The 20,043-nt window shown below is 59.1% G+C and carries 20 protein-coding genes; 8 read left to right on the forward strand and 12 right to left on the reverse strand.

The window, feature by feature from the left end; all coding sequences use genetic code 11:
- Window positions 1–336: 336 nt before the first annotated feature.
- The gene (locus AC0TNJ_RS09940; protein ID WP_122001265.1) at window positions 337–891 is read right to left on the reverse strand and encodes an SH3 domain-containing protein; all 555 of its coding nucleotides are present in this window, start codon (window positions 889–891) and stop codon (window positions 337–339) included.
- Window positions 892–1,111: 220 nt separating this feature from the next.
- On the opposite strand from AC0TNJ_RS09940, the gene AC0TNJ_RS09945 reads away from it, so the two are divergent.
- Complete coding sequence (locus AC0TNJ_RS09945) at window positions 1,112–1,501, forward strand: acyl-CoA thioesterase (protein WP_122001264.1); 390 nt, start codon at window positions 1,112–1,114, stop codon at window positions 1,499–1,501.
- 246 nt (window positions 1,502–1,747) lie between these two features.
- On the opposite strand, the gene AC0TNJ_RS09950 is transcribed toward AC0TNJ_RS09945, so the two are convergent.
- Window positions 1,748–2,677, reverse strand: coding sequence for an extensin-like domain-containing protein (locus AC0TNJ_RS09950; RefSeq protein WP_122001500.1), 930 nt, complete (start codon window positions 2,675–2,677; stop codon window positions 1,748–1,750).
- A gap of 212 nt (window positions 2,678–2,889) precedes the next feature.
- Between AC0TNJ_RS09950 and AC0TNJ_RS09955 the strand changes: the two genes are divergently transcribed.
- Window positions 2,890–3,240: a DMT family protein gene (locus tag AC0TNJ_RS09955; RefSeq protein ID WP_473771011.1), complete on the forward strand. Its 351-nt coding sequence runs from the start codon at window positions 2,890–2,892 to the stop codon at window positions 3,238–3,240.
- Between the two features lie 6 nt (window positions 3,241–3,246).
- On the opposite strand, the gene AC0TNJ_RS09960 is transcribed toward AC0TNJ_RS09955, so the two are convergent.
- A complete protein-coding gene (locus AC0TNJ_RS09960) occupies window positions 3,247–4,143 on the reverse strand; it encodes a DMT family transporter (protein ID WP_473770992.1) in 897 nt (298 codons plus the stop codon).
- 135 nt (window positions 4,144–4,278) lie between these two features.
- Here AC0TNJ_RS09960 and AC0TNJ_RS09965 point away from each other — a divergent pair, with 135 nt between their 5' ends.
- The 3 genes from AC0TNJ_RS09965 to AC0TNJ_RS09975 all read left to right on the forward strand — a co-directional run bounded on the left by AC0TNJ_RS09965 (window position 4,279) and on the right by AC0TNJ_RS09975 (window position 7,148).
- Window positions 4,279–5,334 carry a DUF1176 domain-containing protein gene (locus AC0TNJ_RS09965; RefSeq protein ID WP_473770993.1) on the forward strand — a complete coding sequence of 352 codons (1,056 nt, stop codon included), beginning with the start codon at window positions 4,279–4,281 and terminating at the stop codon, window positions 5,332–5,334.
- A gap of 282 nt (window positions 5,335–5,616) precedes the next feature.
- Window positions 5,617–6,090 carry a transcription elongation factor GreA gene (greA, locus tag AC0TNJ_RS09970; protein WP_121982779.1) on the forward strand — a complete coding sequence of 158 codons (474 nt, stop codon included), beginning with the start codon at window positions 5,617–5,619 and terminating at the stop codon, window positions 6,088–6,090.
- A gap of 5 nt (window positions 6,091–6,095) precedes the next feature.
- Entirely contained in the window at window positions 6,096–7,148 is a 1,053-nt protein-coding gene (locus AC0TNJ_RS09975) for a glycosyltransferase family 4 protein (protein WP_473770994.1), read from the forward strand.
- 261 nt (window positions 7,149–7,409) lie between these two features.
- Here the strand turns inward: AC0TNJ_RS09975 and AC0TNJ_RS09980 are convergent, their stop codons facing one another.
- Window positions 7,410–7,880, reverse strand: a complete 471-nt coding sequence (locus tag AC0TNJ_RS09980) for an Lrp/AsnC family transcriptional regulator (RefSeq protein WP_006471903.1) — start codon at window positions 7,878–7,880, stop codon at window positions 7,410–7,412.
- A 228-nt stretch (window positions 7,881–8,108) separates the two neighbouring features.
- Window positions 8,109–9,509 (reverse strand): TrkH family potassium uptake protein, encoded by a 1,401-nt coding sequence (locus AC0TNJ_RS09985; RefSeq protein WP_122001260.1) that lies wholly within the window; start codon window positions 9,507–9,509, stop codon window positions 8,109–8,111.
- Window positions 9,510–9,916: 407 nt separating this feature from the next.
- Here AC0TNJ_RS09985 and trxB point away from each other — a divergent pair, with 407 nt between their 5' ends.
- Both trxB and AC0TNJ_RS09995 read left to right on the forward strand, forming a co-directional pair.
- Complete coding sequence (gene trxB, locus AC0TNJ_RS09990) at window positions 9,917–10,891, forward strand: thioredoxin-disulfide reductase (protein ID WP_473770995.1); 975 nt, start codon at window positions 9,917–9,919, stop codon at window positions 10,889–10,891.
- 15 nt (window positions 10,892–10,906) lie between these two features.
- Window positions 10,907–11,812, forward strand: a complete 906-nt coding sequence (locus tag AC0TNJ_RS09995) for a LysR family transcriptional regulator (RefSeq protein ID WP_122001258.1) — start codon at window positions 10,907–10,909, stop codon at window positions 11,810–11,812.
- 70 nt (window positions 11,813–11,882) lie between these two features.
- Here the strand turns inward: AC0TNJ_RS09995 and AC0TNJ_RS10000 are convergent, their stop codons facing one another.
- The 6 genes from AC0TNJ_RS10000 to AC0TNJ_RS10025 form a co-directional block, all read right to left on the reverse strand.
- On the reverse strand, window positions 11,883–13,148 hold the full coding sequence (locus AC0TNJ_RS10000; protein ID WP_473770996.1) for an ABC transporter substrate-binding protein: 1,266 nt from the start codon (window positions 13,146–13,148) through the stop codon (window positions 11,883–11,885).
- A gap of 34 nt (window positions 13,149–13,182) precedes the next feature.
- Window positions 13,183–14,004, reverse strand: coding sequence for a carbohydrate ABC transporter permease (locus AC0TNJ_RS10005; RefSeq protein WP_021586936.1), 822 nt, complete (start codon window positions 14,002–14,004; stop codon window positions 13,183–13,185).
- Window positions 14,005–14,014: 10 nt separating this feature from the next.
- A complete protein-coding gene (locus AC0TNJ_RS10010; protein ID WP_473770997.1) occupies window positions 14,015–14,947 on the reverse strand; it encodes a carbohydrate ABC transporter permease in 933 nt (310 codons plus the stop codon).
- Window positions 14,940–16,118: an ABC transporter ATP-binding protein gene (locus AC0TNJ_RS10015; RefSeq protein ID WP_473770998.1), complete on the reverse strand. Its 1,179-nt coding sequence runs from the start codon at window positions 16,116–16,118 to the stop codon at window positions 14,940–14,942. The genes AC0TNJ_RS10010 and AC0TNJ_RS10015 overlap by 8 nt, the downstream gene beginning before the upstream one ends.
- A complete protein-coding gene (locus tag AC0TNJ_RS10020; protein WP_473770999.1) occupies window positions 16,115–16,960 on the reverse strand; it encodes a metallophosphoesterase family protein in 846 nt (281 codons plus the stop codon). Before AC0TNJ_RS10020 ends, AC0TNJ_RS10015 begins: the two co-directional genes overlap by 4 nt.
- A 690-nt stretch (window positions 16,961–17,650) precedes the next feature.
- Complete coding sequence (locus tag AC0TNJ_RS10025) at window positions 17,651–18,853, reverse strand: pyridoxal phosphate-dependent aminotransferase (protein WP_112585818.1); 1,203 nt, start codon at window positions 18,851–18,853, stop codon at window positions 17,651–17,653.
- A gap of 250 nt (window positions 18,854–19,103) precedes the next feature.
- On the opposite strand from AC0TNJ_RS10025, the gene AC0TNJ_RS10030 reads away from it, so the two are divergent.
- Window positions 19,104–19,715 (forward strand): glutathione S-transferase family protein, encoded by a 612-nt coding sequence (locus AC0TNJ_RS10030; protein WP_473771000.1) that lies wholly within the window; start codon window positions 19,104–19,106, stop codon window positions 19,713–19,715.
- 115 nt (window positions 19,716–19,830) lie between these two features.
- Here AC0TNJ_RS10030 and AC0TNJ_RS10035 read toward each other — a convergent pair whose 3' ends face one another.
- On the reverse strand, window positions 19,831–20,040 hold the full coding sequence (locus tag AC0TNJ_RS10035; protein WP_006471898.1) for a cold-shock protein: 210 nt from the start codon (window positions 20,038–20,040) through the stop codon (window positions 19,831–19,833).
- Between the last annotated feature and the right edge of the window lie 3 nt (window positions 20,041–20,043).

Here is a 20,043-nt window from a genome sequence, read left to right on the forward strand (position 1 = left end):
TTCGCGCGGTTGGCTGGTTTTGGTCGCCTCGTCGCCGATTTCCTTTGCCCAATCAGCAATAGACCCGGATAGGGGCGCGCCTGAAAACCCGGCCTGTGGCGCTTCACCGAAGCCGCCAGCCTTGTCGTGCGAATCCTGGGAGTGTTTGTCTTTTGAGGAAGCCATGGCCCTATAATGTTACCGCATGTCTCAAGCGGAACCGGTTTCCACTTTCCGCGTCATGCTTCCAATATGGAATTTCAACGCCCAAATGAAAAGGGCGCGAAGGTGAAATCCTTCGCGCCCTCAACATATCCGGCGATGCTCCTGACAGAAGGCTGTCAGGAGCGGGTCTTTTTACCGCCTGCCGAAACGACGCGGGCCCGGCCCGAAATCGTGATGATAGCCCGGATGATCGTTCCAGCCCGGACGGTCTACCCAATGCGGGCGCGGCGGGCCCCAGTTCGACTGGCAATTGCGGCCAACGCAGCCATTGACGATGGTCGGGCCGCGACCCCAGCCGCCGCGATAGTAAGGGTCGTAATAGCGGGGTCCGCTATTGGCGACCGCCGCGCCGATGGCCATGCCCGCGATCAGCGGTATGCCGACAGCGGCGGCAGTGGAGCCGAAATTGTCGTTGGTCGTGTAGCCGTTGCCCGTCTGGATGGCGATATAGCTCGATGCCGCCCAGCCGGTCATGCCGCCGTAAGTCACCTGACACCAGCCATAGCCGCTGGTGCAGCCCGCCACTGTAACTCCAACGCCATTGGGGATCGCCCCGATGGTTCCATACTGGGTGCCGGGGCCGGTGCGCAGATTAACTGTCGAGGTGACGATTGCCGATGATGCATAAGCATTTGCTGAAACAAGGAATGCTAATGTAAATATGGAAGCCTTCACCGATAGGTTCATTTATCGTTCCTCTAATATACTTTCCATCATTACTTATAGCATGGAGATTATTATATGGATGCATCACGGATCATCAATTTCAATTCATGATTAATTATTGCCAACCTTTTGGGTTCAGCCTGATTTTAACGGTTAAAGCGCGTTGCGCGGCACTTTTCTTCGGCGCGGCCATGTCTCATATTGGCAGGCGACTCTCTCAAGCACTCAAGGACTGACAGTCATGACTATTGACAATGAGCCGAACGGCACGCTGACCATCCGCGTTTCCGCCATGCCGAAGGACGCGAATTCGGCCTATGATATTTTCGGCGGCTGGGTGATGGCGCAGATGGACATGGCTGCCGGGATCCGTTCCGCCGAGCGCGCCAAGGGCCGCACGGTCACTGCGGCGGTGCGCGAAATGGCGTTCGCCCGGCCGGTGAAGATCGGCGACACGCTCTGCGTCTATACGGATATTACGCGGGTGGGCCGCACCTCGATCACGCTGCGGGTCGAGGCGTGGGCGAAGCGCTATCTCAGCGACCGGCGCGACCTCGTTACCCATGCCGAATTTGTCATGGTTTCGCTGGACGAGAACGGCAAGCCGACGCCGGTTCCGCCGGAAGAATGAACCGATGATGAAAGGAAACCCGGCGCAGGCCATGCCTGTAAGAGCTTGTTCCAAAAGTCGCCATGCCGGTCTGCAAATGGCAATTTTCTGCGTTCCGGTGCTCATGTAGCTGTCTCAGACGCATAGTCTTATCCGAAAAGTCTGCAACTTTTCGGGACTATGCTTGGAAGTACACTGCGCTCCGGTACTAGAAAATCGCCATTTTCGCCTCGGCCTGCCGATTCAGGCTCTAAGGCCGGGCTTCTTCTATTTGCAGGCGCGATATCCGCTGCGGCGCTGCATCAGGTCGAAATGGAAGTGATCGGCATGTTCCGGGTTGTAACCGGGGCCGAGAACCGTCGTGAAATAGCCGCAGGCATCGGAGCGGACGCTGTTGAGCAGGCCCTTTTCGCGGAAGGCGAAGAAGCCCGGCTTGCGCACCATGATGTTCTTGCCATTGTTCAGCACGATCTTGGTGACGTCGATGGCGTTGCCGCGTGAATGTTCCGACATTTTCGCGCCGCGACGGTGGTTCATCGTGCGGCAGGAATAGCCCCCGGCATTGTAGATCGTGCTCACGCCGGACAGATAGCGCAGACGCGATGCGGGTTGCAGGTCGCCCTTGATCCAGCGGGCGAAGGCTTCCGTCACCTGGCAGTTCAGCGTCGCCGCCGGCTTGAACGCGATGGAGCCGCTGTTGAAGCCCGACACTTCGATCGGGTTCTCGATATGGCAGGAACTGCTGCGATAGATGGTCGGCTTTTCCTTGAAGACGACGCCCAGCCGTTTGAGGCGCGTGCGGCAGGCGGCTTCCGCATTGGACATCGTATAGATGTTTTCGGCAGCCGTAACCGGGTTCTGAATAGGCGGCGTGAAGCCGTAGTCGCCCGAATATTGCGGACGGCTCTGCGGCGTGGATTGGGCGACGTGGTTTTCTTCCTCTTCGGCAAGCCCGACGACGCGTTCTTCCTGCGGTTCCTGCATGACGGGCGGGGGGGCGACCGCTGCCGTTCTCGCCACCGGGGCCTCGGGCACCATCACATCGGAATTGCCGACACTGGCCTGCGGGCGCGGGGCGCTTTCGCCGGAACAGCCAGCGAGGATGGCCAGCAACACGATAGACAGTGAGGGGGCCAGACCTCGCAACCGGGGGCGCTGGCGGCTGACTGGAGCGGTGGCGGACAACGCGGAACTCATGTCCATACCTTTCTTCAGGAGACCAGACCGATGGCGTTCCCTGAATATTAGCCTGCAAGCGTAAAGGAAGAGTCAGCGCCCGCGTTAAGGGCTGTGGCGTAATGGGGGCAACAGGGTGCAGGATTGGCAAATTGCCGCCGTTGTTCTATCACCGTGCGGCGGTTTCGGGCCATGCCGCAGTCAACATCCTCCCGGTCCCTGAAGTCATTTCCATGTCAGCACTGATTTCGCCAAGCGTCCTGCCGATCCTGCTTCTCATCGGCTCCAACGTTTTCATGACATTCGCCTGGTACGGGCATCTGAAATTCACCAGCACGCCGCTGGTCACCGTCATTTTCATCAGCTGGGGTATCGCGCTGATCGAGTATTGTCTCGCAGTTCCGGCCAACCGCATCGGGCATGAGGTCTATTCGGCGGCGCAGCTCAAGACCATTCAGGAGGTCATCACGCTGGTGATCTTCAGCCTGTTCTCGGTCTTCTATCTCAAGGAAGCCTTTACCTGGCACCACCTGCTGGGCTTTGCGCTCATTGCAGGCGGCGCGGCTTTGATCTTCAAGGCCTGATGAAAATCACTCGGCGGCAGCAAGCGCGGGCTTGCGTTTCCAGAACATGGGAATGAGTTCGACGGCCATCATGGCGGAGAAGATCAGCCCGCAGCCGATAAGGCCGATGAAGGTCACGCGTTCGCCGAGGAAGATTGCGCCGAACAGGGCCGCGAAGAGCGCTTCCGATGCCAGGAAGATCGCGGCCTGCGCGGAGGTGGTATAGCGCTGCCCGATGGCTTGCAGGGTGAAGGCGACGCCGGACGAGAAAACGCCGGTGAAGAGGATTTCCTTCCAGGTCAGCGTGATGGCGGTCCAGTTGAAATCTTCAATCATGGAAGCGATGGCAAGACCGGCGACGGCGCTGGTCGCAAACTGGACGCAGCTCAGCGTTATCGGTCGTGCGGCGCGGTTTGCGCGGCTGATCAGGACCACCTGCAAGGCCCAAAACACAGCGCCGCCGATGACCAGCAGGTCGCCCTGCTTGAGCGCTGTCAGCGTGCCGCCGGAGAGCAGGAAGATGCCTGCAAGGCAAGCCGCCGCACTGGGCCAGACCACCGGGTGCGGCCATGTGCGAAACAGGATGACGCCAAGCACCGGCACCATCACCACATAAAGCCCGGTCAGAAAACCGGCATTGGTGACGGAGGTGGTGATGAGCCCGATCTGCTGGAGGACAAGCCCGATGAACAGGCTCAGGCCGATAACCATGAAGAAGAGATAGTCCGACCGGCTGAGGCCGATCTTCGCGCGGCGTCCTTCGGCCACGGCCCATGGCAGGACGGTGAGCGAGGCGATTGCCGAGCGGATGCCGATGAACACGAACGGACCGATACTGGCCATCGCCGTCGATTGCGCGACGAAACCCATGCCCCAAATGGCGCCCGCCAGAAGCAGCAGCATGTTGGCCTGTACGCGCGTCATTCTTACCTCGGTTCGATCTTTCCAGCCGTCATGCTATAGGCAATATTGCAGGCAGGCGGCAAGGGAACTTCCGATTCTGCGACATTTCTGCGTGTTGGCCGCTGCGAAGGTGATTTCTTGCTGACGGAGTGTTTTATGCTCTCTTTGAATAACAAGCCCATTGCAGTGACATCGATTGCCGCGGCGATGCTGTTTGTGGCGGGTGGGGAATCGCAGGCGGCTTTCAAGAAGGTTCGCGACACGCAGGTCCTGTGCGATTTCGCGCAGAACTGCACATTGACCCTGACGCCGGTCGCAGGCGATGGAGCGCCCGAACCCGGTATAGGGCTAGGCATCTTTCGCAGCAGCCAGCCGGGGGCGACGCCGGTCTTGCGGCTTTCCTATGTCGATCAATCCCGGAAAACCGGCAAGCTGGAGATTTCCGTCGACGGCCAGCCGCTGCTTGACGTGGATGTTTCGGCCCTGAAAGCAGAGGACGACCAGCTTGATTATGCGGGCGATGTTGCCAAAGCGCTTGAAGGGATGAAGAACGGCCAGAAGTTGCAGCTGAAACTGGCCGGAAAGACTTCGACCTATTCGCTTTCGGGGCTTGTCGGCGGGCTGATCTATGTGGATGAGCAACAATCGCGCGATGGAACCGTCGAGGCGTTGCAGGTCAAGGGCAGCAAGCCGGCACCCGTGCCGCCAGTGCTCAAGCTGATTGAGACGGTCGAACAGATACCGGCTGAAATTCGCAAGGATTTTTCCGATGAAGCCGCGATTTGCGGTGGCGCGAGCCCCGAAACGTTCCGCAATGCGGGCGGCTTCGAGACAAGGATTGCCGATGGTCTCGATCTCGTCGGCCTGCCGTGCGGCTCGCCGGGCGCCTATAATCAGCCTTATGCTTTCTATAGCCGCTATGAAAACAAGATCGTGCCGATCTCCCTGCCGACCATTTCCGACGACGGCCCGACAGTGACCGACACGGCATGGAACATCGACTGGAACCAGAAATCCCTGACGCTGACGGCTTTCTTCAAGGGCAGGGGGCTTGGTGACTGCGGCATTTACGATGTCTGGAAAGCCACCGACAGCGGAGAGGGCCGGGTGCGTTTCGTGCTGGTTCAGGAGCGCTCAAAAGGCGATTGCGATGGCAATTATGCGGGAGGCCCGGAGAAATGGCCCGCGAACTGGCCAGTCAAGCCAAAATAACCGGCGCGAGAAAACGTCGCTTTTGCAGAGAGTTGACAGGAACATATTTTTCCACGTGAAATGGTGGATGGAAATGCTATAGTTCTGTGAATGGCTATTCGAACGGTTCCGAAACGGATGTTTCGGTGACCGTTTTCTTTTTGTGTCTCGGAGGCAGGAAAGCCTCCGAAAAGCGCCTCGCACTATCCAAGCATTGCGCGAGGTGAGGCGGGCAAATCAAACTGCCGGTGCGTGCAGGGCCTCGGGGAGAGGCGAAGCGCCGGATGAAGGAAAGGACTGGGTATGGAAAAGTTCCCTATGACCCCTGGCGGTTTCGAAAAGCTCAAGGAAGAGCTGCGCTGGCGCCAGCAATCGGAGCGCCCTCGGATTATTGAGGCAATTGCTGAAGCGCGTGCGCATGGCGACCTGTCCGAAAACGCCGAATATCACGCTGCGAAAGAAGCCCAGAGCCTGAACGAAGGCCGTATCAACGAGCTGGAAGATCTGGTTGCGCGCGCGGAAGTCATCGACGTTTCCAAGCTGTCGGGCGACCGCATCAAGTTCGGCGCGACCGTCACCATGATCGACGAAGATACGGAAGAAGAGAAAATCTACCAGATCGTCGGCGATCAGGAAGCCGATGTGAAGCAGGGCCGCATCTCCATTTCATCGCCGATTGCGCGCGCGCTGATCGGCAAGGGCGAAGGTGACACGATTGAAGTCAACGCACCCGGCGGTTCGCGTTCCTACGAAATCGTCGGCTTGAAGTTCGTCTGATTTCCATGAAAGTTCCGGTTCAGGATGTCGCGGTGGTGGCGCCGAATTTCAAGCGCCGCCTCTCCGGGGTTACATCGACGATCGTTCAGCTTATCCCATTGCAGCGCGCAAAGGGGCTGAACATCGCGACGATGGGGCCGGGCCTGCCCGATACGCTCCCGCATCTTGGCTGGAGCGCATTGCTGTCCTTCTGGTCGAAGCCGCGAACGAAGCCGTTCCGCATCTGGCACGCGCGGCGCAATATCGAAATGCTCGCCGGTATTTTCATGCGCGATGTGCTGCGCATGAAAGTGAGGCTGATCTTTACTTCTGCTGCGCAGCGCCACCACAAGCCCTTCACCAAATGGCTGATCCGCCGCATGAATGCGGTGATTGCAACGAGCGGCCGCTCGGGAAGCTTTCTTGAAGTGCCGCACGATGTCATCATGCATGGCGTGGATTTGCAGCGGTTTCATCCGCCGGTTGGCGAAGAGGACAGTTTCGCGGCGTCCGGCCTGGCGGGAAAATATGCCGTTGGCTGTTTCGGCCGCGTGCGTTCCTCCAAGGGGACAGACCTTTTTGTCGATGCGATGGTTGCGCTCCTGCCGAAATATCCGGAATGGACGGCGATCATTACCGGCCGCACGACTGCCGAACACCAGTCTTTTGAAGACGGATTGAAGGCGAAGATCGCGGCTGCGGGCTTGCAGGATCGCATTCTTATTCTGGGCGAAGTGCCCGATATCCGCGTCTGGTATCGACGCCTGACGCTCTATGTTGCGCCTTCGCGCAATGAAGGTTTCGGGCTGACGCCGCTGGAAGCCATGGCATCGCAAACGGCGGTTGTTGCCAGCGATGCGGGCGCCTATGCGGAAATGATCGTGGAAGGCACCGGAACATCGGTTGCGGCTGGTGACGGGGAAGCGCTGCGCAAGGCTATCGAGCCATATCTGGCCGATCCGGGGCTGGCCGAGCGCGACGGCGAAAATGCGCTCAGGCATGTTCGCGCCACGTTTCCGCTCGAAAAGGAAGCGGCTGCGATCAGCGGTGTTTACGAGCGCGTATTCGCCGGGAAATAATCTTGAGCCTGTTCCAAAAGTCGTCCTGTATGGCTGTAAATGGCGCTTCTGCGTTCCGGTGCTCGAAAATCACCATTTTCGCACACACATGCCGCTTTTTGTTTCAGGCATTTAGAGCGGTTCCTGTTCTAACAGAATCGCCGAAATCGCTCTAACTATTTGTTTTATCGCATTATCCAACGCATCGAAGCGGGATAAGAAATCAGCCCAGTGAACTGATTTCCCCGCGTAGACGTTTCACACTTTTGGCTCGAAAATGCTCTAGAGAATCATCAGCGGTTCGTCCTTGACCGGACGAATGGTGAGCGCAGTGCGCACGGAATCCACATTGGGAGCCGCGGTCAGTTCCTCAATCACGAAGGTCTGGAACGTGTTGAGATCACGCGCGACGCAATGGAGCAGGAAGTCGGATTCGCCCGAGACCATCCAGGCGCGGCGTACCAGCGGCCATTGCTTGGTTTTCTCCGCGAAAGCCTTGAGGTCCGCATCCGCCTGACGGTGCAGGCCGACCGAGCAGAACGCAACGAGGTCCTGTCCGAGCGAATTGCCGTTCAAAATGGCGCGATAACCGCGGATGACGCCGCTTTCTTCCAGTTTGCGCACGCGGCGAAGGCAGGGCGGGGCCGAAATGCCGACGCGTTCGGCCAGTTCGACATTGGTGATGCGCCCGTTATTCTGGAGCTCCCGAAGGATTTTCCAATCGATTTCATCCAGATCGGCCTTGATCGGCATGCGTAACTCCGCGCGCAAGGAAATTTCATTCCGGGGTAATTATAGAACATTCGTCGCCATCGTGGCGCAATCTAATCCTGCTCTTATCAAATGAAACAGGCGGATGTAAACTGCATAAAGCGTGTCGCGTTTTATCGTAGTCACATGACACGCTTCGGGTTTTGTTTTCATGCATGTCTTTGTCCCAAAACCGGTTCCCACTTTTGGGAGACATGCATCAACACTCCGTCAACGCACCCAAAACGCGCGAGTGAACAGGATATACACCGTAACAAGCTCCAGGCGCCCGACCAGCATCAGGAACGAAAGCACCCACAAGGCGGGGTCGTGAATGGTGGAAAAGTTGCCGACGGGACCAATCGTGTCGCCAAAACCGGGGCCGACATTGGAAAGCGCCGTCAGCGCGCCGGTGAAGGCCGATACGAAATCGAGGCCCAGCGAGGCCAGCAGGACCGCGCCGATGACGAGCGATGCGCAATAGAGAAACAGGTACAAAAGCACGTTCTGCGCGATTTCTCCGGAGATTTCCGAGCTGCCGTAGCGGATCTTGATAACGGCATGCGGCATGATGAGACGGGCGAGATTGGCCTGCGTGAGGTTCCACAGGATAATGAGGCGGTTCATCTTGACGCCGCCGGAGGTGGAACCGGCGCAGCCGCCAAGAAACGAAGCGAGAAAGAAAATTCCGATCGCGGGCGGTCCCCACAGTGAATAGTCTTCGGTCGCATAGCCTGTCGTGGTCATGACCGACACGAAATGAAACGAGGCGGAAATCAGCGCGTCGCCAAAAGGCACATCGGAGCCGAGCCGCAGCACCACGGCGAGCGCAAAGCTGAACCCGATCGCGATCGTGAAGAACAGTTTTACCTGCGGATCGGCGAGCGATTCCATGCGGCGCGGCATGAAGGCCTTGATGTAAAGCACGAAGGGGAGCGCGGAAAGCGCCATGAAGATCGTGGACACGACCAGCAGCAGGCGGTTTCCCGCATAGAAGCCGATTGAGCTGTCATGGGTGGAAAAGCCAGCCGTTGCCACTGTGGTCAGGCCATGATTGATGGCGTCGAAAACACTCATGCCGACGGCAAAATAGGCGACGATGCAGGCGGCGGTCAGGCTGAGATAAGCAAGCACGATGCCGAGCGCGATCTGGTTCATGCGCGGCAGGATTTTCTCCGATTTGTCGGAGTTTTCCATATGAAAGAGCGCAAGCCCGCCCGCCCGCAGCGATGGCAGCATCAGGAGCGCCAGGCCGATAAAGCCGACGCCGCCGATCCAGCAAAGAAGCGAACGCCACAAGAGAATGCCGCGCTGCATGTTGTCGAGCCCGGTGAGGGCGGTCGCGCCGGTGGATGTGACGCCGGACATGGCCTCGAAGAACGCCGTGGCGTAGCTGATCGGCAGATGCGAAAAATAAAGCGGGATCGAGCCGAGAAAGCCTGCGGTGAGCCACAGGCAGGCCGTCAGCAGAAAACCGAGGCGCGGCGTGAAGCGCATTGTCTGGTTTTGCGTGGCCAGCAGAAACAGCGCAGAAAGCGCGCCTGTCGCCGCAGCCGAGCGCACGAAGATCAGCCAGTCGTCGCTGCCGTCGCGCAGGTCGATTGCCGCGGGCAGAAGCATGGCTGCCGCCATGATGAGGCCGAAGCGCGCGCAGATATTGGCGACTGTCTTGTAAATGGCGGTCGGCTCCGGGGTTGGCAGATTATTCCACGTATCAAGCCTTGTTTAGCGTGAGATCGATCCACCCGCAACGTACTGGCGCGCAAGGCTTTGCTCAAATGGCCACAAGCTGTGGCTAAAGCGCAGCAAATCCCTGTGGAACCTTGCAAACCATCAGGGGCGGACCTACCTTGGCCATAATATCGGGGCATTGGCCGAACAGGATGCGAAAGCGATTCTGGCGGACTGGAACCCGCCGCTTTAAATCGATTTTAGTGTGTGCCGGATTGTGAATGGTTCGAGGCGCACGTGAAAGCCAACATGTGGGGCGCTGACAGGGCTTGAGCAGGCCGAAGCGCTCCGGGACCGGAGAAAACTTCATGTCACAGCGTCATGCGCCAGTCATTGTCATCGGCTCGGGTCCTGCTGGTTATACTGCGGCGATTTATGCTGCCCGCGCCATGCTGAAGCCCATCGTGATTGCCGGGCTGCAGCAGGGCGGTCAGCTGATGATCACGACTGACGTGGAAAACTATCCGGGCTATGCCGAGCCGGTGCAGGGACCATGGATGATGGACCAGATGGCGACGCAGGCGCAGAATGTCGGCGCTGAAATCGTCCACGACATCATCACCGAGGTTGAAACGACGGTGCGCCCCTTCCGCCTGAAAGGTGATTCCGGCACGATCTATACCTGCGATGCCCTGATTATCGCCACGGGCGCACAGGCCAAGTGGCTTGGCCTCGACAGCGAGCAGACCTTCATGGGCGGCGGCGTTTCGGCCTGCGCCACCTGCGACGGTTTCTTCTATCGCGGCAAGGATGTGGTCGTGGTCGGCGGCGGCAATACCGCTGTCGAGGAAGCGCTTTACCTGTCGCATCTTGCCAAGAGCGTGACGGTCGTGCATCGCCGCGACGGTTTCCGCGCGGAGAAGATCATGCAGGATCGCCTGCTTTCGCGCCAGAACGTCTCGGTCGTCTGGAACAGCGTGATCGACGAAATCCTCGGCACTGAGGCAAAGCCGCCGATGGGCGCGACCGTGACCGGCGTGCGCCTCAAGAATGTCGTGACGGGCGAGACGCAGGAACTCGATACGCATGGCGTTTTTGTCGCTATCGGCCACGCGCCTGCGGTTTCTTTGTTCGAGGGCAAACTCAAGCAGAAGCCGAACGGTTATCTATGGACCGCGCCCGATTCGACGGCTACCGATGTTCCGGGCATTTTCGCCGCGGGCGACGTCACGGACGACATTTATCGTCAGGCCGTGACTGCTGCCGGTATGGGCTGCATGGCCGCCCTTGAGGCCGAGCGCTGGCTTGCCGCACAGGAACCGCTGCACGAAGCTGCGGAGTAATGAGAGGGGAATACCGTGGTCGCACCGCTCGACTGGGATAAACTGCGCATTTTTCATGCGGCGGCTGAGGCTGGGTCGTTCACCCACGCCGCCCAGACATTGCATCTGTCGCAATCGGCTATTTCGCGTCAGGTAAGCGCGTTGGAGCAGGATGTCGGCGTCCCGCTGTTTCATCGTCATGCGCGCGGTCTTATCCTGACCGAGCAGGGCGAAACGCTCTATCGCACCGCACATGACGTGCTGATGAAGCTTGAAAATGTTCGGTCGAGACTGGCCGAGAGCAAGGAAAAGCCGACGGGCCGCCTGCGCGTCACGACGACCGTCGGTCTCGGTTCCGGCTGGCTGATTGAGCGCATTCAGGAATTTGTCGAGCTTTATCCCGATATCCAGCTTCAGCTGATCCTCGACAATGAGGAGCTGGACCTGACGATGCGCCATGCGGATTGCGCCATCCGGTTGCGGCAGCCGCAGCAGCCCGACCTGATCCAGCGCCGTCTGTTCACGGTGCATATGCATGTCTATGCGTCGGCGGGTTATGTCTCGAAATATGGCAAGCTCAACTCGATAGACGAGATCGACCAGCACCGCGTCGTGACCTTCGGTGAACCGGCGCCGAGTTATCTGACCGGCCTCAACTGGCTGGAGATCGCCGGACGCACCGATGGCAGCTCGCGCATCCCGGCATTGCAGGTCAACAATCTCCTGTCGATCCGCCGCGCCGTGCAGCGCGGCGTCGGTATCGCCGTCCTGCCCGACTATATGGCGGACAAGGAATCCGGCCTGGTGCAGCTTCTGCCGGAACTGGAGGAAATACCTTCCTTCGATACGTTCTTCTGCTATCCGGAAGCCTTGAAGAATTCCGCGAAACTGCACGCCTTCCGCGACTTCCTGTTCTCGAAGGCCCGCAACTGGACCTATTGATCGCATGCCGTGATTGAAAAAAGGCCGCGCTGGCAATCAGCGCGGCCTTTTTGTTTTTGGTGATGGCTGACTACTTGCGTGGCAGCAGGCGCTGGACTTCCCTGGAGGCATCGGCAAGGGCGTCTTCCGGAGTGGCGGACTGCTCAACGACGCGCGAAAGATTGTCCACGATGGTTTGCGTCACCTTCACGCCGTTGGAACCGGGGAAGGCATACCACGGGATCATCAGCGACATCTGGCTCAGACCGGCCTTGAAGAGCGGATTTTCCTCATAGAACTTGCCGAGATATTCGTCGGACTTCGCGGCCAGCTCGTTGTTCGGCACGTAGCCGGTGCCGGGAACGACGACCGATGCGCCATAAGGTCCGGCGGCGAATTTGGCGAATTTCCATGCCGCATCGAGCTTGGCCTGATCTTCGGTCAGGATGACAACCGCGTTGCCGCCGGTTGGAAGACGGCCCTTTTCGGCGTTGATGAGCGGGATTTTCGCCGTGCGAAGATCGAACTTGTCGCCGACATTCTTGATCGTGTTGCGCAGCGCGCCGGTCGTCTGGAACGAGAAGCCGACCTTGCCAGCCGCGAAAGCCTGCTCGCCAGCCGCCTTGGTCAGAACCGGCATGCCGCCTTCCTTCACCATGCGGTTGATGAGCTTGAAGGCTTCAAGCCCCTCCGGTCCGTTGAAGGCGACCTTCTTCTCGTCTTCGGTCAACATGGTGCCGCCCGCGCCGAACAGAAGCGCTGAAAACATCCAGTCGTCGCCCTGCCAGCGGAAATCGATGCCCTCATTGCCGTTGCCAAGCGCCTTGATCTTGCCGCCGAGCTCGATCACTTCGTCCCAACTGGTCGGCGGATTGTCTGGATTGCCACCTGCCGCCTTCAGGAGATCGGCATTGTAATACATGATCGGGTTGGAGGTTGCGAAAGCAAGACCGACCTGACGGTCGCCGACGCGGGCGAGGCTGAGCAGGTGATCGGTGAAGCCCTGCGCTTCCATGTCGTTTTCTTTTTCGACCAGCGGCTTCATGTCGACGCCGATATTGCGCTCCGCCAGCACGCGCAGGCGGTTCAGGCCGGTGAAGGTGATATCCGGCATTTCCGACGTGCCGGCCTGACGCATGATCGTCTGGATGCCTTCTTCGTAGGTTGCCGAGGGGCTGACGAAGTTGATCTTGATGTCCGGATTTTCTTCCATGAACTTCTTGGAGATGTCGGCCATGACATCCTTGAAGAAACCCGGCATCGGGTAGTGCACGTTCAGCGTCGTGTCGGCAAGGGCGGGCGAGCCGAAGGCCGTTGCTATGGCCAGAGCAGCAAGGGCGCCGGAAAAGCGTTTCATGTTTGAACTCCTGTGGAGGATGGGAGGGACGAATTCAGCCCTTGAGGCCGGTGAGGGTGATGCCTTCGATGAAGCGGCGCTGGGCGGCCAGAAATGCCAGCAGCAGCGGCAGGGTGATGATGAGGGTTGCCGCCATCAGCGCGCCGTAGTCGTCGCCTGCTTCGGCGGCGCGGAAATAAAGGAGGCCCAGCGGCGGCGTGGCGCGTTCCATGCCGTTGACGACGATCAGCGGCCAGAACAGGTCGTTCCAGTGCGCGACGACCGAAAAGATCGAGAAGGCGGTAATCGCAGGCCAGGCATTCGGCACGATCACCCGCATGACGATGCCCGCTTCCGACATGCCATCGAGACGCGCGGCGCTGATGAGATCATCCGGCATGGCGCGGAAGAATTGCAGGAACAGGAATATGCCGAAGACCGAGATGAAGAACGGGGCGCTGAGGGCAAAGTAGCTGTTGAGCACGCCGAGCTGATTGAAGCCGACATAGAAGGGCAGTGCCGTGGCATGGATCGGCACCAGCAGGCCGAGCATGACCATCATCATCATGATGCGCTGGCCGCGGAAGTTGAGCTTTGCCATGGCGTAGGCGCAAGGGATGGCGACCACGACCTGGATGACCAGGACGAGCGCGCAGACGACCACGCCGTTGAACAGCAAAAGCCCCATCGGTACGCGGCTCATCGCCTTGGCCAGATTGTCCCAAAGCGCCCAGTTGTGCGGGATCAGCGACAGGGAGGAGGAGAATATGTCCTGCTGCGATTTTGCTGCCGTCGACAGCATGAAGATATAGGGCGCGAGGAAAAGCAGGGCACCCAGCGACAGAAGTCCAAGACGGAAAGAACGAGCCAATGTCATCCGGGTATCCTCAATAATGGGTGCGGCGGTCCAGCACGCGGAATTGCAGCATCATCAGGATCACGAGAACCGCGAGAAAGATCACCGTCATGGCGGAGGCATAGCCGACGCGCAGATAGACGAAGCCTTCCTGATAGATGGTCCAGAGCAGGACTTCCGAAGCCTTGTTCGGACCGCCTTCGGTCAGCGTCTTGACAGTTTCGAAGACTTTCACGGCGTTGATGATGCTGATCGTCGTGACGAAAAGCGTGGTCGGGCCGAGCAGGGGCCATGTGACCAGCCGGAAGCGCTCCCAGCCGTTTTTCACGCCGTCCACTTCGGCAGCGGAATAGAGCTCTCGCGGAATGGCTGTCAGGCCCGCCAGAAACAGCACCATATTGAAGCCGACGCTCTGCCAGACGCCGATCAGTGCGAGGCTGAACAGCACGGTGTCGCTGGAGCCGAGCCAGTTGGGACCGGCAATGCCGATCAGGCCCAGCATGGCGTTGACGGGGCCAAGGGTCGGGTGCAGCAGATATTGCCAGACGGTGGCCATGGCGACGAGGAGCGAAGCCACCGGCAGGAAGTAAACCGTGCGGAAGAAGGATTTGCCGCGAACTTCGCCTTCGATAAGGAGGGCCACGCCGAGACCGAGAAAGACGGACGCGGGCGCGACGATGGCGGTATAGATGGCGGTGTTCTTCAGCGAGACGAGGAAAGTGCGGTCACTGAACAGTTCGGCATAGTTTTCCAGCCCGATGAATTCGAAACCGTCATAGCCGAGCTCGAAATTGGTCAGGCTCCAGAAAATGACGGCGGCTGTCGGAAGAAGAATCAGCAGCACCGTCAGGACGATAGCCGGAGCCGCCAGCTTCCAGGCAAGCCGTTCCTCGCGGCGGCGGGCTTCCTCCGCCGCTGTGCGCGCGCCGGTGGCCGCAGAGCCGGTTAACGTTATATCAGACATGAGCGGCGGCCTTTGCCGGCGATGCGGTTTTGACGATATTCCCGGCGGGCTGGCGCAGGCGCAGGCCGTCTTCCCCGAAGAGATAGGCGTGGCCTGCATCGAAATGCAGGCCGACGGGGAGGCCGACAACGATGTCGCGAGCTTCTTCCGGGGCAAGCTTCACGGTAAGATCCTGCGCTGCACCGGGCGCCTTGAGGTAGACGAGCACTTCCGAGCCCAGAAACTCGATCCGCGAGACCATGCCGGCAATGCCTGTCTTGTCGTGCGGCTTGAGCTTAAAATGTTCGGGACGAATGCCGATGCGGATATTGGTGCCGGAATGGGCAGCGACATCCTGCAAGATGGCGCGACCGGCAAAATGCACCATGCCGTTATCGCTGACCAATGCTTCCAGAATATTGATGCGCGGCGTGCCGATGAATTGTGCGACCTCGATATGGCGCGGATCGTTATAGATCGCGGTCGGCGTGTCGATCTGCAGCAGCTTGCCGCCCATCATCACCGCTACGCGGTCGGCCATGCTGAGCGCTTCGGCCTGATCGTGGGTCACGTAGATGGTGGGAACACCGGCGCGGCGATGCAGTTCGACGATTTCCGCACGGGTGTGAACGCGCAGATTGGCATCGAGGTTCGACAGCGGCTCATCCATCAGGAATGCGCCCGGCTGGCGCACGAGCGCACGGGCGAGCGCCACGCGCTGGCGCTGGCCGCCCGACATCTGGCCCGGCTTGCGGTCAAGCAGATGGTCGATCTTGAGGCTGGTTGCGGTTGCCTTGACCTGTTTCTGGATGGCGGCGCGTTTGCCGCGCTGTCCCGGAACGAAAGCGCCGATCATAGGCAGGCGTTCCACGGCGGTCAGATCGCGCATCGCAAGCGGCACGGCAATGTTCTGCGCCGCCGTCAGGTGGGGATAGAGCGCATAGGACTGGAACACCATGGCGATGTTGCGATCGGCAGGGTGCGCGCCGGTTATATTGCGCCCTGCAAGCTCGACGCTTCCTTCATCCGCATGGTCGAGACCGGCGAGAATGCGTAAAAGCGTGCTCTTGCCGCATCCAGACGGGCCGACAAGGGCGATGAATTCGCCTTCCGCGGCTTCGATGGAAATGCCATCGAGAATGCGGTTTCCCCCGTAGGATTTGCCGATGTCGCGGAGGACGAGCGTGCTCACTGGCTTGCCTCCTCGATAACCTTCTCGCCGTCGCCGGTGTGATGCGGATAAACTTCATGCACCACATCATCGATGACATAGGGCGTCAGCGCATCGATGCGCACGATGCTGCTTGTGGCAACTTCATCGAGATCGTGAACGACCGCGCCCAGAATGCGCTCGCCGGGGAGATCGCGTTCCATCGGCCCGACGATGAAGGCTGCGGCAGGCGCCCAGACATAGTTCGTGCCGAAGGCATCGCCCGACCATGCGCGGTGCAGATGGCCGCTGGCGTGAAGCTGCACATTATGCTGCGCGAAAAGATCATAGAGGCGCTGGCGCGGGGCAGGGCGGATGCCCCAGTAACCGCTGTCGCCCTCGTCCGGATCGTCTACGAAAAGCGGCTTGTGTGCGAAGACGGCGACCGGCTTGCCGTCGCTGTGCTTCAATTCATCTTCGAGCCACTGGAACTGTTCGGCTTCTTCGGCTTCGCCGGAGCCGATGACGAGGCTGTTGAGGCCGATAATGCGCCAGTCGCCGAAGTTTTCCGCCCAGCGGTCCGGGCCGATATGACGGCGCCAGCGCATCAGGCGCTGCGGATTGACGGGCTGGTGGCTTTCGGGAAGATGACCAATATCGTGATTGCCCGGAAGGGTGAGGACGCGGGCGGGAAGTTCGTTCAGGCAGGCGCGGCAGAACAGAAGGTCGGCCTCCACGTCGGCGCCATCGACCGTCAGGTCGCCGGTGTGGATGATGAGATCGGGCTTCTGCTGGTCGATCCAGGCAACGAGCGGCTCCCAGTTGCGATTGAAGTGCGGCTTGATTGGGCTGAGGTGGGTGTCTGTAATCTGAACGATCCGCACGGGTACGCTCCTTTTCGGGTCTGTCTGTGGGCAGCACTTTTCACGCGCCGCACATGCGCCGGGCGCATCATGCGCGGCGTCTTGCCGGGGCTTTTAGGCGCGTTGTGTGACAGGCCCGCTGCATTGCAGTGACAGTTGCGTGACATCTGCCTTGGGCGACTCAAAAAGGGTGATTTGCTAAATTTGCGGGCATGGTTTTGCTGTCGATGCCCATGCTTTAGGCGGTCGATCTGCTCATTATAATATTACGAAGTAGTTTTATTCGGCCTAACCACATGATTTTAAATGATTTTCATGTCTGGTATAGTCATGCGTAAAACGCATAGCTGCATTGCGCTAAAGTCGCATTGCAAAAACAATGGGCAACAGGCATATAAAGATCATCTCAGCGCTGCGTTTCCTCCTCCCATTTGCGCAGGCTGAGTGTTCCCCTCTGGAGGTTTGCCTCGAAGGCACCTTCAAAACTCAAAGCCAGACATTTGTCTGGCTTTTTTTTTGGCTTTTCGCCGGGCAGGGCGACGCATTGCAACGATAGCCAGATGTTTTTCGCGCTCAACTGTCTCTTTTGACAGGTCCGGGAAGCCGGACACACCAGCTACGGCATGTCTCAAATTGCAGACATGAAAAAGGGGCCTTTCGGCCCCTTGGTATTCTTTGCTCTGACTATTTCACGCCTTTGCTGGAAATGCCCTAGCGCAGGCTGGCGCAGAAGCGCTGGATGCGGGTGCAGGCTTCTTCAAGCAGCGCATCCGACGTCGCATAGGAAATGCGGAAGTTCGGTCCGAGGCCGAATGCCGAGCCATGAACGACGGCAACGCCTTCGGCTTCCAGCAATTCGGTGACGAAATCTTCGTCGGTTTCGATGACCTTGCCAGCTTCCGTCTTCTTGCCGATCAGGTCAGCGCAGGACGGGTAGACGTAGAACGCACCTTCCGGCGTCGGGCACTGGATGCCCTTGGCCTGGTTGAGCATCGAGACGACCAGATCGCGACGGGCCTGGAAGATCTTCTTGTTTTCCGGGATGAAATCCTGGGTGCCGTTCAGCGCCTCGACCGCAGCCCACTGCGCGATGGAGCAGGCGCCCGAGGTCTGCTGGCCCTGAACCATATCCATGGCCTTGATGAGCTGCAGCGGTCCTGCGGCATAGCCGATACGCCAGCCGGTCATGGCATAGGCCTTCGACACGCCGTTCATGGTGAGCGTGCGGTCATAGAGCGAAGGCTCGACCTGAGCAGGCGTCGTGAAGACGAAATCGCCATAAACCAGATGCTCATACATGTCGTCGGTCAGAATCCAGACATGCGGATGACGAACCAGAACATCGGTCAGGGACTTGAGTTCTGCTTCCGTGTAAGCCGCGCCGGTCGGGTTCGACGGCGAGTTGAAGATCAGCCACTTGGTCTTCGGCGTGATGGCCTTTTCCAGATCGGCGGCGGTCAGCTTGAAATTGTCCTCGATCTTGGTGTTGATGAAGACCGGGTTGCCGCCATTGATCGCCACCATTTCAGGATAGCTTACCCAGTAAGGGGCAGGGATGATGACTTCATCGCCCGGGTTCAGCGTCGCCATGAAGGCGTTGAACAGGATCTGCTTGCCGCCGGTGCCGACGATGGTCTGTTCCGGCTTGTAGTCGAGACCGTTTTCGCGCTTGAACTTGGCAACGATGGCCTGACGCAGCTCGGGAATGCCGGAGATGGGCGTGTACTTCGTTTCGCCGCGATTGATCGCGTCGATAGCCGCCTGCTTGATATTGTCCGGCGTGTCAAAGTCGGGCTCGCCCGCACCGAGACCAATCACGTCCTTGCCCTTGGCTTTCAGTTCACGTGCTTTCTGGCTGACCGCGATGGTCGCAGAGGGCTTTACACGGGAAAGGGCGTCGGCGAGAAATGCCATGATAGATCTCCATAGATGGCAGGCTCTGTTAACCGGCACCGGGCGCGGTCCGGTTTTGCGAATTTTCTATGTCCCATCGGCGCCAGAAGCGCAACAGAAGGATTGGGAATTCGTCGGCAATTGCGGGATTTCGCGCAAATGTGTTGCCGAAACGAACAGATCCATCAGCAATGCTGACATATTAACGCAAAGAAACTGATTGGACAGGATGCCGACGGGCAGGAATATTGCGGCAAAACAGGAGACGATCATGCTGACGCTTTATGAACAAGTCGATTCCGGCAATTGCTACAAACCTCGCCTGCTTCTGGCGAAGATCGGCAGGCCCTTTCGCCATGTCGCGGTTTCCTCGCTTGATGGATCGACGCGCACGCCGGAATATCTGGCCAAGAACCCGAACGGCAAGGTTCCGCTGCTGGAACTGGAAGACGGGCGTTTCCTCGCGGAATCGAACGCCATTCTCTTGCATCTGGCGGAAGGAACGCCCCTGTTGCCGAAAGACGCTTACGAGCGCGCTCTGGTCTATCAGTGGCTTTTCTTCGAACAATATAGCCACGAGCCTTACATCGCGGTACGCCGTGCGTTGAAGGTCTATCCGGAGCGGTCGCGTGACGCGACGCCGGAGCGTCTGGCTTCCACGCTGGCTGGCGGCGAAAAGGCGCTGGCGGTGATGGAAACCCAGCTGAAGAAGACGCCGTTCATCGCCGGAGACAATTATACGGTGGCCGATATCGCGCTCTATGCCTACACGCATGAGGCCCATCTTGGCGGTTTCGACATGCAGCAATATCCTGCCGTGGGCGAATGGTTGCAGCGTGTCGCCAGCGACAAGGGGCATGTGCCGATCGACTGGCTGCCGTAACCTTCTGTCCTGCGCCGATGCTTGCACAAGCGCGATGGCGCTGAAACGGTGAGAAAAGCGGACAAACAAAAAGGCGGGCCCGAAGACCCGCCTTTTCTATGCCTTGCGGCAAAAATTACGCTGCGACGAGGTTGTCGGCAGACGAACGGCCCGAACGGCGGTCCTGAACGATTTCGTAAGAAACCTTCTGACCTTCGTCGAGCGTGGCAAGGCCAGCGCGCTGAACGGCGGAGATGTGAACGAAAACGTCCGTGCCGCCCTGGTCAGGCTGGATGAAGCCGAAGCCCTTGGTCGTGTTGAACCACTTAACTGTTCCCGTAGCCATGGG

This window comes from Ochrobactrum sp. PL_is483, assembly GCF_055816855.1.

Bases quoted from the DNA above. Each gene is read 5' to 3' on its own strand.
- AC0TNJ_RS10025 (WP_112585818.1), bottom strand. From the start codon at position 18,853: ATGGCATTTCTCGCCGACGCCCTTTCCCGTGTAAAGCCCTCTGCGACC.
- AC0TNJ_RS10005 (WP_021586936.1), bottom strand. From the start codon at position 14,004: ATGACATTGGCTCGTTCTTTCCGTCTTGGACTTCTGTCGCTGGGTGCC.
- greA (WP_121982779.1), top strand. From the start codon at position 5,617: ATGGAAAAGTTCCCTATGACCCCTGGCGGTTTCGAAAAGCTCAAGGAA.
- AC0TNJ_RS10010 (WP_473770997.1), bottom strand. From the start codon at position 14,947: ATGTCTGATATAACGTTAACCGGCTCTGCGGCCACCGGCGCGCGCACA.
- AC0TNJ_RS09945 (WP_122001264.1), top strand. From the start codon at position 1,112: ATGACTATTGACAATGAGCCGAACGGCACGCTGACCATCCGCGTTTCC.
- AC0TNJ_RS09955 (WP_473771011.1), top strand. From the start codon at position 2,890: ATGTCAGCACTGATTTCGCCAAGCGTCCTGCCGATCCTGCTTCTCATC.
- AC0TNJ_RS09960 (WP_473770992.1), bottom strand. From the start codon at position 4,143: ATGACGCGCGTACAGGCCAACATGCTGCTGCTTCTGGCGGGCGCCATT.
- AC0TNJ_RS09980 (WP_006471903.1), bottom strand. From the start codon at position 7,880: ATGCCGATCAAGGCCGATCTGGATGAAATCGATTGGAAAATCCTTCGG.
- AC0TNJ_RS10000 (WP_473770996.1), bottom strand. From the start codon at position 13,148: ATGAAACGCTTTTCCGGCGCCCTTGCTGCTCTGGCCATAGCAACGGCC.
- AC0TNJ_RS10030 (WP_473771000.1), top strand. From the start codon at position 19,104: ATGCTGACGCTTTATGAACAAGTCGATTCCGGCAATTGCTACAAACCT.
- AC0TNJ_RS09985 (WP_122001260.1), bottom strand. From the start codon at position 9,509: ATGGCGGCAGCCATGCTTCTGCCCGCGGCAATCGACCTGCGCGACGGC.
- AC0TNJ_RS09950 (WP_122001500.1), bottom strand. From the start codon at position 2,677: ATGAGTTCCGCGTTGTCCGCCACCGCTCCAGTCAGCCGCCAGCGCCCC.
- AC0TNJ_RS09965 (WP_473770993.1), top strand. From the start codon at position 4,279: ATGCTCTCTTTGAATAACAAGCCCATTGCAGTGACATCGATTGCCGCG.
- AC0TNJ_RS09975 (WP_473770994.1), top strand. From the start codon at position 6,096: ATGAAAGTTCCGGTTCAGGATGTCGCGGTGGTGGCGCCGAATTTCAAG.
- trxB (WP_473770995.1), top strand. From the start codon at position 9,917: ATGTCACAGCGTCATGCGCCAGTCATTGTCATCGGCTCGGGTCCTGCT.
- AC0TNJ_RS09940 (WP_122001265.1), bottom strand. From the start codon at position 891: ATGAACCTATCGGTGAAGGCTTCCATATTTACATTAGCATTCCTTGTT.
- AC0TNJ_RS10035 (WP_006471898.1), bottom strand. From the start codon at position 20,040: ATGGCTACGGGAACAGTTAAGTGGTTCAACACGACCAAGGGCTTCGGC.